The organism is Gordonia effusa NBRC 100432 (assembly GCF_000241305.1).
GTDB lineage: Bacteria > Actinomycetota > Actinomycetes > Mycobacteriales > Mycobacteriaceae > Gordonia > Gordonia effusa.
Genome location: NZ_BAEH01000063.1, coordinates 18065 through 33801 on the forward strand (window position 1 = coordinate 18065; position 15737 = coordinate 33801).

Here is a 15737-nt window from a genome sequence, read left to right on the forward strand (position 1 = left end):
GATTCATTGGCAACCGTGCCGAGCACACCACCCGTCGCCAAGAAGGTGCGCACCGAGCGCACGCACCACGGCGACACCGTCATCGACAACTACGAATGGCTGCGAGATAAAGACGACCCAGAAGTCATCGCCTTTCTGGAAGCCCAAAACGCTTACACCGCAGCACATACCGACTCGCTAGCCGGGTTGCGTTCGGAAATCTTCGGCGAGATCAAGAGCCGTGTCCAGGAAACGGATATGTCGCTGCCGTACCGGCTCGGCACATTCTGGTATTTCGTGCGTACCGAGGAGGGTAAACAATACTCGGTTTCTTGCCGGTGCCCCATCACCGCCGACGACGACTGGACACCACCGCAGGTTAGTCCGGGTGAACCGCTACCCGGCGAAGAAGTGTTGCTGGACAGCAATATTGAGTCGGAAGGTCATGACTTCTTCAGCCTGGGCGCGGCAACCGTCAGCACCGACGGCCAGTGGCTGGCGTACAGCACCGACGTCGTCGGCGACGAGCGATACACGCTGCGGTTCAAGAATCTGACCACCGGTGAACTGCTGGACGACGTCATCGCCGACACCGCTGGCGGAGCGGTGTGGTCGCGCGATGCGAAACACGTCTTCTATCAGACCGTCGATGACTCGTGGCGGCCAGATACGGTGTGGCGCCACGACATTGGCGCGGGGACCGACGATGTGAAGGTGTTCCACGAACCGGATGAGCGTTATTGGGTCGGCATGGGACTGACTCGCAGCCGCCGGTACCTCATGATCGGTGTTGGGTCCAAGATCACCTCGGAGGTATATGTCCTCGCGGCCGACGACCCGACCGGCGAATTCGTCAGTGTCGCACCGCGAGTCGAGGGCGTGGAATACGACGTCGAGCACGCCGTGATCGCGGGTGAGGACTATTTTCTGTTCACCCACAACGAAGAACGAGGCGGCGTGAAGTATGAGAATTCCGCTGTTGATATCGCGCCCGTTGCCGACCCGACGCAACGTCGGGAACTGATCGGCCACTCGTCGCAGCGCCGCATCGAGAGCGTCGATGCCTTCGCCGATTATCTGACGCTGTCGTATCGGGAGAACGCGTTGCCACAGGTGGCGATCGCCGACCTGCGATCGATCGAAGGGATACCGAAGGCCGACGATTTTGAGCCGCTCGCCTTTGACCAAGAGTTGTATTCGGTTGGGCTGGGCGGAAACCCGGAGTTCGTGACGCCGTCCCTGCGTATCGGCTACACCAGTTTTATCGAGCCATCCGAGGTGATGTCGCTCGACGTCGCGACCGGTGAGCGCACTCTGCTCAAGCGGCAAGTGGTTCTCGGCGACTACAACGCCGACGAGTACACCCAGAGTCGGGAGTGGGCTACCGCAACCGACGGCACCAAGATCCCGCTGTCGATAGTGCGGCGCAAGGGAATTGACGCCGACGCTGCCTCACCGCACCCAACGTTGCTCTATGCCTACGGCTCGTATGAGGCGAGTATGGATCCGGGCTTCTCGGTGTCGCGATTGTCGATGCTCGATCGTGGCGTCGTGTTTGTCATCGCCCACATTCGCGGTGGCGGCGAACTCGGCCGGCATTGGTACGAAGACGGTAAGACTCTCACCAAGAAGAACACCTTCACCGACTTCGTCGATTCGGCCCGGCACCTCATCGAGCAGGGCTGGACCGATCCGAAACATTTGGTGGCCGAAGGTGGTTCGGCCGGCGGGCTGCTGATGGGCGCGGTCGCCAACCTGGCTCCGGAACTGTTCAACGGCATTCTCGCGGCGGTGCCGTTCGTGGACGCGCTGAATTCCATTCTGGATCCGTCGTTGCCGCTGACCGTCATCGAATGGGACGAGTGGGGCGATCCGCTGCATGATCCGCAGGTCTATGAGTACATGAAGTCCTATTCGCCGTACGAGAACGTCGGGGCCAAGCCGTATCCGTCGATCCTCGCACTCAACTCGCTCAACGACACTCGTGTCCTCTACGTCGAGGCCGCGAAATGGGTTGCGCGACTGCAAGAAAAGACAACAGCCGACAATCCCATCCTGCTCAAGACCGAGATGTCAGCCGGTCACGGCGGCGTTTCCGGACGATACAAGCAGTGGGAGGAAACCGCGTACGAGCTCGCCTGGATTCTGCGGCAGACCGGGGCACTCGACAATGACTGACATCGACGAGGTCCTTGGTGGTCTGCCGGTGCCGGTGGTCGGTGCGCCGATGGCCGGCGCCGCAGGCGGGCGGCTCGCCGCGGCCATTACTGCCGCTGGTGGCTTGGGCATGGTGGGCGTCGGCAATGTCGCGACCGTCGAGCAGATCGCCCCGGAACTTGAGATTGCCTCGGCCGGAGGAAGATTCGGCGTCGGCCTGATGTGCTGGTCGCTGCCGGATAACCCCGAGCTACTCGATGTCACGTTGGCGGCGTCGCCGTCGTTGGTCAGCTTGAGCTTCGGCGATCCGCGCCCCTATCTCGATACGGTGCACAACGCGGGGATCCCGGTCGGGGCGCAGGTCGGGACTCGGGCCGAAGCGCTCGATGTTCTCGATGCCGGGGTGGACGCGGTTGTGGTGCGCGGTGATGAGGGCGGCGGTCACGGACGCGGCGTTGTCGCGACTTTGCCTCTACTGCAACAAGTTCTGGAGATCACCGACAAGCCGGTGCTGGCTGCCGGAGGTATCGCGACCGCGCGCGGACTGGCCGCGGTGCTCGCCGCCGGCGCAGCGGCAGCGTGGGTTGGCACGCCATTCGCGGCGTCGGAGGAGAGCCTGTTTAAGGACTCGGCCAAAGCGGCAGTGATCGCGGCCGATACCGATCAGACGGTCTACACCCGTGCCTTCGATGTAGCGCAACGATTCAACTGGCCGACCATCTACGGCGGCCGTGCGCTGACCAACGACTTCACCGCGCAGTGGGCGGACCGGGTCACCGAGTTGGAGGGCAACGTTTCCGACGAGTTGACGTCGGAGATGAAACAGGCTCGCGTACAAGGCAATACCGACATGGCGCCGGTCTATGCGGGCCAGTCGGCCGGGCTGGTGAGCCAGAACAGAACCGCAGCCCAAGTGGTGGAGAGTTTCGCGGGTTTCCGGGGGCACCTGGCAGCAGCGCAACGCTGGCTTTGAGTACCTCAAAATCCCCCTCAACTAGAAGTAGCCCCCGTCGCGACGGGGGCTACTTCTAGTTGAGGGGGATTGAGCGATCAGTGAATGATCGTCGGCTGCCGATCCATTTCTTCCTCGGTGAGTGAGGAAGCGATCTTCTTGCGCGGCAGGAAGAATGCCGGGATCAACGTGACCGCAACCAGCACCGTCGCGACGATGAACGCGGTGCCGTAGTGGCCAGCCGCGGACTCGAACCAGTCCAGTGGCGGCTGGGCAGGTGCCTTACCGGCCTGTACCACCTGGTTGTACTTCTCCGGATCGGTATTCGACAGCACCGCTGCCCCGCCGAACAGGTCGTCCTTCAGGCCGGTGGCCAGAATGACGCCGATGATCGCGGTGCCGATGGACGACGCGGTCTGCTGGACCACATTCATCATCGTCGAGCCGTCGGGCACCTGAGCATTGGTCAGGGTGGCCAGGGCGGCCGACATGATCGGCATCATGGTCATACCCATGCCGAGTCCCTGCACGAACAACGCGCCGCAGAGCAGCCAGTAGGACGTATCCGCGCCGAGGAAGGTGAAGGTTCCGACGCCGATGAAGATCAGGACGATGCCGCCCAGAACGAATTTGCCTGGTCCGATCTTGTCGGTCATCCGGCCGGCGATCGGCATCGTCAACATCGCGCCGATACCTTGTGGGGCAAGCAAAAGACCTGCGGCCAAGGTGGATTCACCGCGAACCGCGATGAAGTACTGCGGGTAGAGCAGTGAGGCGCCGAAGAAGGCGATCATGAAGATGCTCATCGTGATCACTGATACGGTCAGCGTCTTGTTCTTGAATAGTCGCAGATCGAGCAGTGGCTTGTCAGCATTCAGCGCGTGCCAGATGAATAGACCGATTAGAACGGCACCGACGATCGCCGGGATGAGAACCTTCGGTGTGATGAAGGTGCCAGACTCGGTACTCGACGAGACACCGTAGAGGAACAGTGCGAGACCGGGGGACAGCATCAACAGGCCCACTAGGTCGATCTTGGGGCGCGACTTCTCGTCATCGTCCTTGAGTACCAGCGCGGCGTAGACCAGTGCGACGATGCCGACGGGCACGTTGATGAGGAAGACCCAGTGCCACGAAGCCTTCTCGATGAGCAGGCCGCCGAGGATCGGACCGGCGATGGGACCGAGCAGCATCGGGATACCGAGGACGGCCATGATCGAGCCGATTCGCTCGGGTCCGGCGGCCTTGGTCAGGATCATCATGCCGATGGGCATCAGCAGACCGCCGCCAAGACCCTGGATCACGCGGAATGCGACGAGTGAGCCGATATTCCAGGCGAACGCACAGAGGATCGATCCGGCCAGGAACAGCACCAGGGACGTCAGGTAGACCTTCTTGGTCCCGAACCGCGAAGCAGCCCAGGAGGAGAGCGGGATCACCGAAGCCAGCGCCAAGGTGTAGCCGGTCATTGTCCACGCGGCACCCGCGGCATCGGTGTTGAATGTCGTCTGGAAGGTGTTCTGCGCCACCGAAACAACGGTGACGTCGAGGATGGACATAATCGCGCCGAGCACGACTACGCCGGCGACGATCAGCACATGCCGATCGAGCGTGGTGTCCGGTGCTTTCGCGGCGCCGGCCGAAGAGGGTGACGTCATGCGTGAGCTTTCTGTGAGATGGAGGTAGGGAAATAATCGTTGTCGCCGTTGACAATCGAACTTAGGGCGGACTGGAGGTTGTCACGCAGCTCGGCTGGCAGCCGAGAAACGAAGTCGCGCAACAGGTCTTCCTTGATGGATAGCTGGGCGTCGACGATGTCCTGGCCCTTGTCGGTCAATGAGATTCGTTTGATGCGACGGTCTGCCGCATCTTCGCGCCGATCGACGATGCCGAGACCGACGAGCTTGTCGATGCCCCGTCCGGCCGCTGCGAGCGACAGGCCGAGTTCACCGGCGAGTTCGTTGACCGACATCGGGCAACCGTGCGAGCCGAGAATGAACACCGAACGCATCTGCGAGAAGGTGAGCTCGGTGGCGACCATCGTGTCCATCGTCGTTGCCTTCGCCGAACACGTAATGCGTTCGAAGAACTGCTCCAGCACGGCGCAGGTGGCGCCCACTGGATCGTCGGACGATGAAACTGATAATTGCACGCCGACAAAGGTAACTCCCACGCAACTATTGCCGCAAGCGCAACTAATAGTGAGTTGCCTCACCGTCTGAGCCAGCGGTGGCGCCTGTCACTCTTTCGGTGTGGGCGACCCAAAGAACAGCGGGTGTCGCCATGCGAGTTCGTCTCGCCAGAGTCTCGATACACGCGCGTCTCGCTGCGCTCGGCGAGCGCACTCGACTACCCGAACTGGCCTCCAGTCTTCGATAGCCGTGTGGTCGCCACCGTCGGGCGGAACCTTTGCAGCCGCTGGTCGAGTGGTCGCCCACAGTTCTGGCGGAGCCTTTCCCTCGGCTGGTCGTGGTCGCCACCGTTGCGGCCGAGCCTTTTCCAATCGCTGGTCGAGTGCCCGGCGAGGCGCCAGCCGAGCCGGGTGTATCGAGGCCTCGCAACCCAAACAACTACCTGCACAATGCTTTTCGACGTGGCAACGGCATGCGTCTAGCAACCCCCGGTGGCCTTGCGAGCGGTACTCGCGAGTGGTCGATCGAACCGACGCTCGTTGTGACGAATACCGCGCGTCTGATTAATCTCGCCGCGTTGGTCGAGCAGATCCACATCGCACGCCTCGAACTAAGCAGGTAGCGTCGTCGGTTGTGAGCAACGTCAAGAACATCCAAGTCAATGCGCTCGACGGCAGTGCGCTCAATCTCGCCGATTTCACCGGCCCACTTCTGGTGGTCAATGTGGCGAGCAAATGCGGCCTGACCCCGCAGTACACCGGCCTCGAAGAACTTGCCAAGACCTATGGCGACCGCGGCCTGACCGTCGTCGGCATGCCGTGCAATCAGTTCATGGGCCAGGAACCAGGCACCGCGGACGAGATCGCGACCTTCTGCTCGACGACCTACGGCGTTACCTTTCCACTGCTGGAGAAGGCTGACGTCAAAGGGGAGGCCCAGCATCCGCTGTATGCCGAACTGACCAAGGCCGCCGACGCCGAGGGCGAGGCGGGCGACGTGCAGTGGAATTTCGAGAAATTCCTCGTCGACGCGTCGGGCACCGTGGTCAACCGGTTCCGCCCGCGCACCGAGCCGGGTGCACCAGAGGTGATCTCGGCGATCGAGGCGGCGCTGTAGGTTCCCCATCCGCCGGGTAAGCTGAGGCGACTGAATTTCCACTTCAAAGGAGTTTCCCTTCATGGCGCGTGTGGTTGTCGACGTGATGCCCAAGGCCGAGATTCTCGATCCCCAGGGACAAGCGATTGTCGGTGCGCTCGGCCGGCTTGGGTTCTCCGGCATCGCCGACGTCCGGCAGGGTAAGCGATTCGAACTCGAAGTCGACGACTCGGTTGACGACGTCGCGTTGGAGCGGATCGCCGAGGAATTGCTGACGAATACCGTCATCGAGAACTTCAGCGTGACCCGCGTGGAGGCCTGAGCGTGAGCGCGCGTATCGGTGTCATCACCTTTCCCGGCACACTCGACGACGTTGACGCGGCGCGGGCGGTTCGTCTGTCCGGGGCGGAGGCGATCGAGCTGTGGCACGGCGACGATGACCTGAAAGGTGTTGATGCCGTGGTGGTTCCCGGTGGCTTCTCCTACGGCGACTACTTGCGTGCCGGCGCTATCGCCAAATTCGCTCCGGTGATGCGCTCGGTGGTCGACGCAGCGGGCAAGGGCATGCCAGTTCTGGGGATTTGCAACGGTTTTCAGGTGTTATGCGAATCCGGTCTGTTGCCCGGCGCACTCACGCGTAACGAGGGTTTGCACTTCATCTGCCGCGATCAGTGGCTCAAGGTGGAGAACAACACCACCGCGTGGACATCGCGATTCGACGCCGGTGCGGAAATTCTCGTTCCGCTCAAGTCGGGTGAAGGTCGCTACGTCGCCTCCGATGCGAAGCTCGAAGAACTCAAAGGCGAGGGCCGGATCGTGTTCAGCTACGCGGGCGGCAACCCCAACGCCTCACAACTCGATATTGCGGGGATCTGCAGCGCGAACAACCGCGTCGTCGGGTTGATGCCGCATCCAGAGCACGCGACCGAGGCGTTGACCGGGCCGAGTGACGACGGCCTCGGTCTGTTCTACTCGGTGCTGGATACGGTCCTCGCGAACGTCTGATGATGTCGGCGATCATGGCGGCGTTCGGGGCCGCGATGATCGTATTGGCGGTGATCGCAGCGCGCTGCCGTGACAGTGAACCGGTGATCTCGGCGCTTACCGTGTTCGTGAGTCTGGGATTGGCCTACGACAACTTCGCCGTGGCGGTCGGATCGCTAGTCGGTTACGGCGACGTTGTTTCGGCAATCAACGTGCCGCGCTTCTGGTTACACGTTTTCGCACTGCCGTTGCTGATCGTCGTTTGTGGAGTTCTCGTCGCACGGCTCGGCGTTGGCTGGTTGCGCACTCGAACCGCGGCCATTGCCGGTGTCGCATTGGTCATCGCGTTGGTCATCATCGGCTGCGTCGAAGAACTCACCCCGCTCGTCCTTGTCGAATCCGATACCGGTGGCCTGACGCGATACGTCAACGACGCGATGCACGGACCGCCGATTCCGGCTATCGCCACCATCGTCGTGCTCAGTGTCTTGGGAGCATCCGCGTGGCACGCCGCGAGTTGGCCGTGGCTGATCGCCGGTGCATTGGTCATGTTCGCCGCTGCGTCGGTGACCGGAGTGCTCTGGATCAGCAACGCGGGTGAACTAGTTCTGCAAACCACCGTCGTCGCGACATTGGTGTGGGTCGCTGGCCTCACACGAGTCGACACGACTTCGATAGGAGTTACGGCATGAGCAACAACACCAGCGCGACCGCTGCCGGGCTCGGTGCGTTCATCGATGCGTCACCGTCCCCGTTTCATGTATGCGCCACTGTCGCAAGCGAACTCGATACCGCGGGATACCTTCGCCTGGCCGAGACCGATCAGTGGCCAGGTGGCTGCGGATCGTTCTACGTCATCCGCGGCGGGTCGATTATCGCGTGGTCGTCAGAATCGGACGAGGGACCGTTCCGCATCATCGGCGGCCATACCGACAGTCCCAACCTGCGCGTGAAACAGCATCCCGATAAAACGTCGGCCGGACTGTCGATGGTCGGCCTGGAGCCCTATGGCGGTGCATGGCTAAATTCCTGGCTCGACCGCGACCTCGGCTTATCGGGTCGGATCGCCTATCGAGAAGGTTCGTCGGTGAGCCACAAGCTAATTCACATCGGCGAGCCGATCCTGCGGGTGCCGCAGTTAGCGATCCATCTGTCCGAGGATCGCAAAGGTGTGGCCCCGAATCCGCAGCGTCACGTCGACGCGATCTTCGCGGTCCGCGATGCGCCGCCGCTACTGGACTGGGTAGCGGGCCAGGTCGGCGTCGATCCGCGCGAAGTGTTGGGCTGGGAACTGATGACTCACGACGTCAGCCCGTCCAGAGTTGTTGGCGCGCAATCTGATTTGCTCAGCGCGCCGCGCCTGGACAACCAAGGCACCTGCTATGCGGGACTACGGGCATTGCTCGACTCTCCGGAGACGTCGGGCGTGCGCATGTTGGCTCTCTTCGATCACGAAGAGGTGGGCAGCGGCTCTGAACGCGGCGCGGCGTCGGATTTTCTGTCGACCGTGTGTGAGCGAATCGTGTTGTCGCGTGGCGGTTCCCGCGACGATTATTTGCAGACCATGGCGGCCAGTGTCTGCGTGTCCGGTGACATGGCGCATGCGACGCACCCCAATTACCCCGAGCGGCACGAGCCTGCGCATCAGATTGCCATCAACGGCGGTCCGGTCCTCAAGGTCAACCAGAATCTGCGCTATGCGTCGGATGCGTTGGGAGAGGCCGTCTTCGCGATCGCGTGTGATCGGGCCGGTGTGCCGTTGCAGCGGTATGTGCATCGCGCCGACCTGCCCTGCGGATCGACGATCGGGCCGATCACCGCGACACGTACCGGCTTGCGGACCGTGGACGTCGGGGCTCCGCAGTTGGCTATGCACAGCGCCCGGGAACTAATGGGCGTCGATGACGTCTGGATGTATTCCGCTGCGCTGCAAGCCTTTTTGTTGGGCAGTTAGGACGGCGCTAGTACCGACAGCGACTGCCCCTGATGTAGGACCACGTAGCCGTCGACGCCTTGCGCCCAGCCGATAATGGGCAGCTCCCATTTGGTGCCGTCGGCGATGGCGAAGCCGGTGAGCTGATTGTTGTTCGCGAACACCATGGTTCGATCCGACGATCCCACGCAGGTGAGTTGGTCGATGTCGGCGTCCGGGTTATCCGCGTCGGGACCAGGCACCCTGCCGACCGACTTGCCGTCGGTGAGTCGGTAGACCGACCGCGAGCGGTCTTTGCGGGCGAGCGCCACGACAGTGCCGCAGGGGCGGGTGTTGACCTTCGACAGTTCCGGGTCGGTGATGGTCCATAACGCCTTCGACCGCGCCGGGTCTCGAACCTCGTAGCGTCCCTGTGTTTCCTGTACGGTCGCGTCGCCGATTCCCGTGAGCACCGGCAGTGTCGATGCCCCGCGCACGACTTCGATCTTGTTCGATTGGTACGTCGGTTGTGATGTCGTAAGCCGTCCGCCGGAGATGGCGTAGAAATCCACTCTCTCTTGACCATAAGCGTTGTGCTGCACCGTGATTCCGGTTGGATATACATTGATGTCGCAATCAGCGCAGCGGATGCGATTCGCGCCGGTGGCGGTGTCGATTACCGCGTTCGCACCGTCGGCGCCGGTCATGATCAGCACGTTATTTTCGAAGCGGGCTCGCACCGCGGATGCGAATGTGCGGGTCCAGATCTCGTCGCCCGACGGCGTCGCGAGCATCGCCCGGTAGCCGGCTTCGTCGATGCGCAGAAAATTCGACCCGACTCCGATCACTGTCGCGGTCGAGTCCAGATTGGTTGAGCTGCCGAGCTTTCCGGAATCCAGGTCTGCGAGATAGAACCCGTTGGCCGCCTCGCCGAGTTTCACCGCGCACCCCACCACACCGTCGTCGGTCAGCGCACAGCTACCCAACCCGACCCGGATCGGATTGTCCCACACCGGCTTTCCGGAAACCGCGCTGACGAGTAAGTAGGCGCGGCCGAGTCCGGATGGGTACGACAGCAACCAGCGGTCCATCCAGGTGCCCGCGACGGTGATGCCGTTGCCCTGACCGTATTCGGGCAGGGTGTCGCTGTCCACGGTCCACGCGATCTCCGGTTGCGATGGATAGTTCCGCAGCTGGCCGTATCCGGTCGATGGCGGTGTTTTGATGGAGAGCACCAGGCCAACCGAGACGACCAGCAGGATGCAGCAGATCGCCACGACGGTGCCGATGCCGACACGTTTGGTGACCTTTCGGAACTGCCCTGACATGGATATCAGTCAATCATGGCATCGGTAGTCGGGTTTCGCCGACGTCGCCCGCCGCGACTCGGCGGTACTCGGTGGGTGTGATGCCCCGACGTCGTTTGAACGCGCTGCTGAACGCGAAAGCCGAACTGTATCCAACGCGTTCGGCGATCCTCGCCATCGTGAGGTCGCTGCCCAACAGGAGGTCTGCCGCGACGCGGAGCCGCCAGTCGGTTAGGTAGGCCATTGGAGGTTCTCCGACGAGTCCGGCGAAGCGCCTGGCCAGACAAGCCCGTGAGACACCGGTCTGATCGGCAAGCGATTCGACGGTCCAACCCCGTTCGACGTTGTTATGCATGAGCGCCAGCGCCGATCCGACAACAGGATCGGTATGTGCTCGATACCAGCGGGGTGCTTGTGACGGATCGGCGGCGAGGTGAGTGCGCAGGGTCGTCACCAGGATCAGATCCAGTAGACGATTGAGCACGGCTTCCTGTGCGGGCGCGGTGACCGCCAATTCGGTGTCCAACAGTTCGATCAGCGGATTGTCGTGCGCGGCAACGACTGTGACGCGTCCCAGCGCGGCGAGAAGCGGCTTTCCGACCTCTCCGAGCTGATAGGCGCCGATGAGTGCGACCGTGTCGGCGTCCTGATCCGCGTTACCCCAGGAGCGGACGCCCCGGCGCATCTGTTCGGCGACCGGCTGGGAGCCGGTCGGGTCGTAGCAGTCACCATTCGCGTCGATGACCGCGACGACCGGACTGCCCGCGGTGTCGCCGACGAGGTAGGACTCGGTGCCTCGGAACAGTGCGATCGATCCGGTGAGCAGTCGGTGGGTCGCGCCATCAGGGTAGGTGACAAGTATTTCGCCCCGATTCACCGCGACGACGGTCAGGGGTGCCTCGTCTTCGATGCGGACAGACCAGCTGCCGGCCATTACCATTCGCAGGAGGAAGGGGGCTTGGGCACGAGGGCCGCTGAGCAAGCTGCCGAGTGCGTCCACGCCGCCGAGAATATCGCAGTGTGAGACGAATGGATATGGATTTGAGTGATTCAGCTATGTAGACACTCACCAAAGTCTTGTTGACTCAGTGTTATGACATTCCTTCGCTCCCTCGTTCTACTCGCCGCGGTGCTGTGCTCTGGACTAATGGCCGGCCTCTTCGCGGCATTCGCCTACTCCGTCATGCCCGCACTCGCCCGTGCCGACGCGTCGTCGTCCATCGCCGTGATGCAACGGATCAACGCCGCGATACTCAACCCAATCTTCGGGTTGATCTTTGGCGGCGGGCTGATCGTCTCGGCACTCGCGACCGCGGTCAGCTGGAACACGAATCTTCGATGGTGGACGCTGGCCGCGCTCGGCTGCTACCTGCTGGGCACGTTGATCACGGTTGCGTTCAACGTGCCGCTCAATAACCAGCTCGACGCGGCCGGCGTCCCGTCTGTCCAAGAGACCGCTGCTGTGTGGACGGACTTCGCGACCTCCTGGGTTCGATGTAATATCGCGCGCACCGTCGCACATCTGGGTGGATTCGCCGTCCTCGTTCTCGGGCTGATTACCACCCGGCCGTCGGCGTAGACCTACTGCGCAGCGCGCAATACTTCGTTGAATGGCGTGCTCGGCCGACCGATCAGGTCAACGAGATCGGTCGACGTCGAATCGAGCTGGCCGGTAGCGACGCCGGCATCTGCGTCGGCGAGGATATTCGCTACCGGTTCGGGCAGCCCATTGCCGGCCAGTGCGGCGGCATAGTCGGCCTGCGAAAGATTCTGGTAGACAACGGGTTTCCCGGAGGCGGTGCTGATCTGAGCGGCGATGTCGGCATAGGTGAGTGGCTGATCGCCGGCGAGTTCGTAGACCGCCCGCGGCGAGTCGCTTACCAGGACGGCCGCCGCTGCTCGCGCATAGTCGGCGCGCGAGGCCCCGGCCACTCGACCGTCGCCCGCGGCGCCGTACAGCGTGCCCGATTCGATTGCCGCATCTGTCGCGGCGAGGTAGTTCTCCCAGTACCAACCGTTGCGCAACAGGCTATAGGCCAGGCCGCTCTCCGCGAGGGCCTTCTCGGTCGCGCGGTGTTCGTCGCCTAAAGCGAGCGCGCTGTCGGTTGCACGTAGCAGGCTGGTGTACGCGGTGAACGAGACCTGTGCGGACTTGGCTGCGGCGATGACGTTGGCATGTTGCGCGGCGCGTTGGCCGACCTCGGAGCCGGAAACGAAGAGCAACTTGTCGACGCCGGACAGTGCTGTGGTCAGTGCCCGCACGTCGCTGTAGTCCGCCTGTCGTACCTGCACGCCACGATCGGCGAGGCTGGCGGCCTTCGCCGAGTCGCGTACGACGGCGACGATGTCGGTGGCCTCGACCCCGCTGGCGAGCAGCGCGTCGATCGCTGCGCCGCCCAGTCCGCCGGTTGCTCCAGTTACTGCGTATGTGGTCATCGGTATCTCCTTCGTTGGGATCTGCACTTCCTCATCACTATGCACTTACTAGAAGTAAGTGTCAACATTGAAGTAAGAACCCCTCTGGGAGTATGCTCAAACTCATGGCGCTGAAAAGGGTTGACGAGTCCGCGGGCGAAGTCGCCGTTGACCCTGCCTTGGAAGCCGATGTGTTTGCGCGGAACTGTTCGTCGCGCGATATCTTGCAGGCCGTTACGAGTAGATGGGGGTTGCTGGCGCTCGCCGCGTTGCGGGAAGGTGATTTGCGGTTCAGTGCCCTTCGACGCCGCGTCGATGGCGTCAGTGAACGTATGCTGTCAGTGACGCTGCAGTCACTTGAGCGGGATGGATTTGTCAATCGTGATGTGCTGCAGTCGATTCCACCCAAGGTCGAATACTCACTGACCGAGCGCGGGGCGTTGGTCGCCGATCAGTTGCACGTCTTGATCGAGTTGGTGGAAGGCCAGGTCGATGACGTCGCGCAGGCGCGTAGGACATATGACCGACAGTGACCCGGCCGGCGCGGACTACATTGCTCCTGTGGCAGCAGAACAGAACTACGGCGTCGCGCACCGCGAACGTGCCGACATCGCGGCCGCGTTGTGGTGGTCGCCCCAGGACGATCCCGATGCGGAATGTCTGATTGCTTACCTCGCCAGCGGTGAATTGCTGCTCAACGCGTGCGTCGCCTGGTTCAAGGGTCAGTGGGGCCTACTCGCCGTGACGACTGATCGCATTCTGATGGTCGCCGCTGGCACCGACGACAAGCGGGGTTTCGCCTACGAGCTACCCGCTGCCGCGATACTCGGCTTCGCGCAGGGTGACAAGGATGGCAAGTACTACGTCGGCCAGCTGCAAGACTACGAATCGTGGACGAAGATCTTCACCAGTAGCACGCTGGCGATCGACATCACCGACCAGCGGGTGTTCTGGTTGACGCGCAAACTGATGAACGAGCGCCGCGACGATCTCGACAAGGCCGACGATGCGGGGGTTCGCGATCAGTTCAAGCGCTTTATGTCGATTCGTGATGCGCAGCGAACCGGGGGCCTCGACGACGACACCGCACGTCACGCGATCGCGCGGATATTTGCCTAGGCGTCGGCGGCGAGCGCCAGGCGCCGCCACGGGCTGTCCACCCGCACGAGTAGCGCGTTGATCATCGCTCCGACATCCGATGTGGATGTTCCCGCCTTCTTGAGGTCGTAGCCGGCCATCCAATAGGCCCGGCCGATCAAGTAGCCATGCGCGAATTGCCGCCAGTTCGCGTAGTAATCACGTGCCGCCGCCAGCGCCGCGATCACCATCGGCCAGGCCTCGTCGTCGGTGAGGTATCCGCATCGCAAACTCATGCGGACGACGAATGCCACGCGGCCGAGATCCCATGCACGGATATGCGAGGGGAAGTTTTCGTTGCGCAGCACCGGCCGCAGAATATCCATCGTGCGGAGGTTGTAGAGCGCGTTGTAGTCGTCGATTCGGCCCGCTACCGGCAGCGGACTGGTGGTCATACGCGCAGCGAGAAATTCGCGATGGTTGTCGATCATCAGCGGGTCGGTGCTATCGATCGCGTCTTGCACAAGTGGTGCGACCACCTCGAAACCACGGCTGTGCATTCCGTCGAGCAGACCGCCAACCGCGATCCGCGCGGAAATGGCGTCGTCAATACCCCACCAGTCGCTCATTCGACGCTGTGCGTCGACGACAGCCTCGCCGGTGTCGAGGGTATCGCACGCGAATCCGTTGGTGCAGTTCAAGATTGCGCCGACATTAAGTGCGACTTGTTGTTCGTTCGTTAGTCCTGGAGTCCCAGTCCAGGTGAATGCTGTTGCGAGCGGCGAGGACTCACCAAAGGGAAACGGTTGGATCGGCGGCATGCCCATGAGGATTCAGCGTAGCCGCGTCCGGTTCACCTGGCCGTCCGTGCCCCGATCGCAGCCACCGCGTCGACGACTGCCTGCGGGGCGTCGAGCGAAACGAAGGTGCGGGCCCCGGGGACTTCGACGAACGTCGCATCGGGGAAAGTCGATGCTAGTCGACGACCGAGCGCCGGGGTGAAGCATCGGTCGGCCATTCCCCACAGAATGGTCACTGGCACTTTCACTTTCGACATCCGCGTGGTGGCCATGCTCATGTCGCCGAGTGCGTCGATTCCCGCGATAACCGCGGCGGCGTCGGCCTGTATCGCCGGATCGCTACGGACGGTCTGCACCATCTCGGCGGTGAGCGCCGCGTCGGGTTTGGTTGCCAGCAAACCGAATCCGAGCCACGAGTGCCGGAGCCACGTCGCGCCCATCGCGGGCATCGCAGCGCGCAAAACGGCTTTTCGTTTGAGAAGTTTGAAGACGAACTTGAATGGCTGTGGCGGGAATTTGTCGAAGGCGTCGCAGTTGGTGAGTACGACGCTTCCGACGAGATCGGGTTCAACGCCGAGCGCGAACTGACATAGGCCGCCGCCGGTGTCGTTGCCGACCAGTGTGGCGTCGTTGAGGTTGAAGGCGTGGACGAACTCGCGGATCAGTTGGGCGACAGCCGGTGGAGTGACGTCGTTACCGGTTGGTACTGGAAGTCGATGTGCTCCCAGCGGAAAGGTTGGGACGTAGCTGCGGTAACCCGCCGCGGCGAGCCGTTGCGCGACCTCGCGCCACAGCAATCCGTTGACCAGAACGCCGTGTACGAACAGCACCGGCTGATGTGCTGACTCTTCGGGGCCGTAGACGTCGTACTCGATCTGACCGGAGGGCAATTCTGCGAGTGGCATGCGCGCTATCCTTCGACGGTAC

At 62.5% G+C, this 15737-nt stretch carries 17 protein-coding genes; 10 read left to right on the plus strand and 7 right to left on the minus strand.

The window, feature by feature from the left end; translation table 11 throughout:
- Positions 1–6: 6 nt before the first annotated feature.
- The gene (locus GOEFS_RS11500) at positions 7–2157 is read left to right on the plus strand and encodes a S9 family peptidase (protein WP_007318080.1); all 2151 of its coding nucleotides are present in this window, start codon (positions 7–9) and stop codon (positions 2155–2157) included.
- Positions 2150–3109: an NAD(P)H-dependent flavin oxidoreductase gene (locus GOEFS_RS11505; protein ID WP_007318081.1), complete on the plus strand. Its 960-nt coding sequence runs from the start codon at positions 2150–2152 to the stop codon at positions 3107–3109. The genes GOEFS_RS11500 and GOEFS_RS11505 overlap by 8 nt, the downstream gene beginning before the upstream one ends.
- A gap of 77 nt (positions 3110–3186) precedes the next feature.
- Here GOEFS_RS11505 and GOEFS_RS11510 read toward each other — a convergent pair whose 3' ends face one another.
- Both GOEFS_RS11510 and GOEFS_RS11515 read right to left on the minus strand, forming a co-directional pair.
- A complete protein-coding gene (locus tag GOEFS_RS11510; protein WP_007318082.1) occupies positions 3187–4746 on the minus strand; it encodes a DHA2 family efflux MFS transporter permease subunit in 1560 nt (519 codons plus the stop codon).
- Positions 4743–5240, minus strand: coding sequence for a MarR family winged helix-turn-helix transcriptional regulator (locus GOEFS_RS11515; protein WP_040524981.1), 498 nt, complete (start codon positions 5238–5240; stop codon positions 4743–4745). The genes GOEFS_RS11510 and GOEFS_RS11515 overlap by 4 nt, the downstream gene beginning before the upstream one ends.
- A 613-nt stretch (positions 5241–5853) precedes the next feature.
- On the opposite strand from GOEFS_RS11515, the gene GOEFS_RS11525 reads away from it, so the two are divergent.
- From GOEFS_RS11525 to GOEFS_RS11545, 5 genes are all read left to right on the plus strand, one after another.
- A complete protein-coding gene (locus GOEFS_RS11525; protein ID WP_007318085.1) occupies positions 5854–6336 on the plus strand; it encodes a glutathione peroxidase in 483 nt (160 codons plus the stop codon).
- 61 nt (positions 6337–6397) lie between these two features.
- Positions 6398–6637 (plus strand): phosphoribosylformylglycinamidine synthase subunit PurS, encoded by a 240-nt coding sequence (purS, locus tag GOEFS_RS11530; protein ID WP_007318086.1) that lies wholly within the window; start codon positions 6398–6400, stop codon positions 6635–6637.
- 2 nt (positions 6638–6639) lie between these two features.
- On the plus strand, positions 6640–7320 hold the full coding sequence (gene purQ / locus GOEFS_RS11535; RefSeq protein WP_007318087.1) for a phosphoribosylformylglycinamidine synthase subunit PurQ: 681 nt from the start codon (positions 6640–6642) through the stop codon (positions 7318–7320).
- 2 nt (positions 7321–7322) lie between these two features.
- Complete coding sequence (locus GOEFS_RS11540) at positions 7323–7991, plus strand: hypothetical protein (protein WP_050949880.1); 669 nt, start codon at positions 7323–7325, stop codon at positions 7989–7991.
- Positions 7988–9253 carry a M18 family aminopeptidase gene (locus GOEFS_RS11545; protein WP_007318089.1) on the plus strand — a complete coding sequence of 422 codons (1266 nt, stop codon included), beginning with the start codon at positions 7988–7990 and terminating at the stop codon, positions 9251–9253. The genes GOEFS_RS11540 and GOEFS_RS11545 overlap by 4 nt, the downstream gene beginning before the upstream one ends.
- Here GOEFS_RS11545 and GOEFS_RS11550 read toward each other — a convergent pair.
- A complete protein-coding gene (locus tag GOEFS_RS11550; RefSeq protein ID WP_007318090.1) occupies positions 9250–10539 on the minus strand; it encodes a hypothetical protein in 1290 nt (429 codons plus the stop codon). The genes GOEFS_RS11545 and GOEFS_RS11550 overlap by 4 nt on opposite strands.
- A 13-nt stretch (positions 10540–10552) precedes the next feature.
- Entirely contained in the window at positions 10553–11518 is a 966-nt protein-coding gene (locus tag GOEFS_RS11555) for an AraC family transcriptional regulator (RefSeq protein WP_007318091.1), read from the minus strand.
- Positions 11519–11611: 93 nt separating this feature from the next.
- Here GOEFS_RS11555 and GOEFS_RS11560 point away from each other — a divergent pair, with 93 nt between their 5' ends.
- Complete coding sequence (locus tag GOEFS_RS11560) at positions 11612–12097, plus strand: anthrone oxygenase family protein (protein WP_007318092.1); 486 nt, start codon at positions 11612–11614, stop codon at positions 12095–12097.
- A 2-nt stretch (positions 12098–12099) separates the two neighbouring features.
- On the opposite strand, the gene GOEFS_RS11565 is transcribed toward GOEFS_RS11560, so the two are convergent.
- Positions 12100–12954 carry an NmrA family NAD(P)-binding protein gene (locus GOEFS_RS11565; protein ID WP_007318093.1) on the minus strand — a complete coding sequence of 285 codons (855 nt, stop codon included), beginning with the start codon at positions 12952–12954 and terminating at the stop codon, positions 12100–12102.
- Between the two features lie 104 nt (positions 12955–13058).
- Here GOEFS_RS11565 and GOEFS_RS11570 point away from each other — a divergent pair, with 104 nt between their 5' ends.
- Together GOEFS_RS11570 and GOEFS_RS11575 are read left to right on the plus strand one after the other, a co-directional pair.
- Positions 13059–13466 carry a winged helix-turn-helix transcriptional regulator gene (locus GOEFS_RS11570; protein ID WP_040524986.1) on the plus strand — a complete coding sequence of 136 codons (408 nt, stop codon included), beginning with the start codon at positions 13059–13061 and terminating at the stop codon, positions 13464–13466.
- A complete protein-coding gene (locus GOEFS_RS11575) occupies positions 13453–14052 on the plus strand; it encodes a hypothetical protein (protein WP_007318095.1) in 600 nt (199 codons plus the stop codon). Before GOEFS_RS11570 ends, GOEFS_RS11575 begins: the two co-directional genes overlap by 14 nt.
- On the opposite strand, the gene GOEFS_RS11580 is transcribed toward GOEFS_RS11575, so the two are convergent.
- Together GOEFS_RS11580 and GOEFS_RS11585 are read right to left on the minus strand one after the other, a co-directional pair.
- Positions 14049–14831, minus strand: a complete 783-nt coding sequence (locus GOEFS_RS11580) for a DUF1266 domain-containing protein (RefSeq protein ID WP_170323164.1) — start codon at positions 14829–14831, stop codon at positions 14049–14051. The two genes, GOEFS_RS11575 and GOEFS_RS11580, sit on opposite strands and share 4 nt — an antisense overlap.
- A 32-nt stretch (positions 14832–14863) precedes the next feature.
- Positions 14864–15737 (minus strand): alpha/beta fold hydrolase (locus tag GOEFS_RS11585; protein WP_373278203.1); only part of this gene is annotated, 874 nt, incomplete at its 5' end.

Bases quoted from the DNA above. Each gene is read 5' to 3' on its own strand.
- GOEFS_RS11505 (WP_007318081.1), top strand. From the start codon at position 2,150: ATGACTGACATCGACGAGGTCCTTGGTGGTCTGCCGGTGCCGGTGGTC.
- GOEFS_RS11510 (WP_007318082.1), bottom strand. From the start codon at position 4,746: ATGACGTCACCCTCTTCGGCCGGCGCCGCGAAAGCACCGGACACCACG.
- purS (WP_007318086.1), top strand. From the start codon at position 6,398: ATGGCGCGTGTGGTTGTCGACGTGATGCCCAAGGCCGAGATTCTCGAT.
- GOEFS_RS11540 (WP_050949880.1), top strand. From the start codon at position 7,323: ATGTCGGCGATCATGGCGGCGTTCGGGGCCGCGATGATCGTATTGGCG.
- GOEFS_RS11545 (WP_007318089.1), top strand. From the start codon at position 7,988: ATGAGCAACAACACCAGCGCGACCGCTGCCGGGCTCGGTGCGTTCATC.
- GOEFS_RS11550 (WP_007318090.1), bottom strand. From the start codon at position 10,539: ATGTCAGGGCAGTTCCGAAAGGTCACCAAACGTGTCGGCATCGGCACC.
- GOEFS_RS11560 (WP_007318092.1), top strand. From the start codon at position 11,612: ATGACATTCCTTCGCTCCCTCGTTCTACTCGCCGCGGTGCTGTGCTCT.
- GOEFS_RS11565 (WP_007318093.1), bottom strand. From the start codon at position 12,954: ATGACCACATACGCAGTAACTGGAGCAACCGGCGGACTGGGCGGCGCA.
- GOEFS_RS11570 (WP_040524986.1), top strand. From the start codon at position 13,059: ATGGCGCTGAAAAGGGTTGACGAGTCCGCGGGCGAAGTCGCCGTTGAC.
- GOEFS_RS11575 (WP_007318095.1), top strand. From the start codon at position 13,453: ATGACCGACAGTGACCCGGCCGGCGCGGACTACATTGCTCCTGTGGCA.
- GOEFS_RS11580 (WP_170323164.1), bottom strand. From the start codon at position 14,831: ATGCCGCCGATCCAACCGTTTCCCTTTGGTGAGTCCTCGCCGCTCGCA.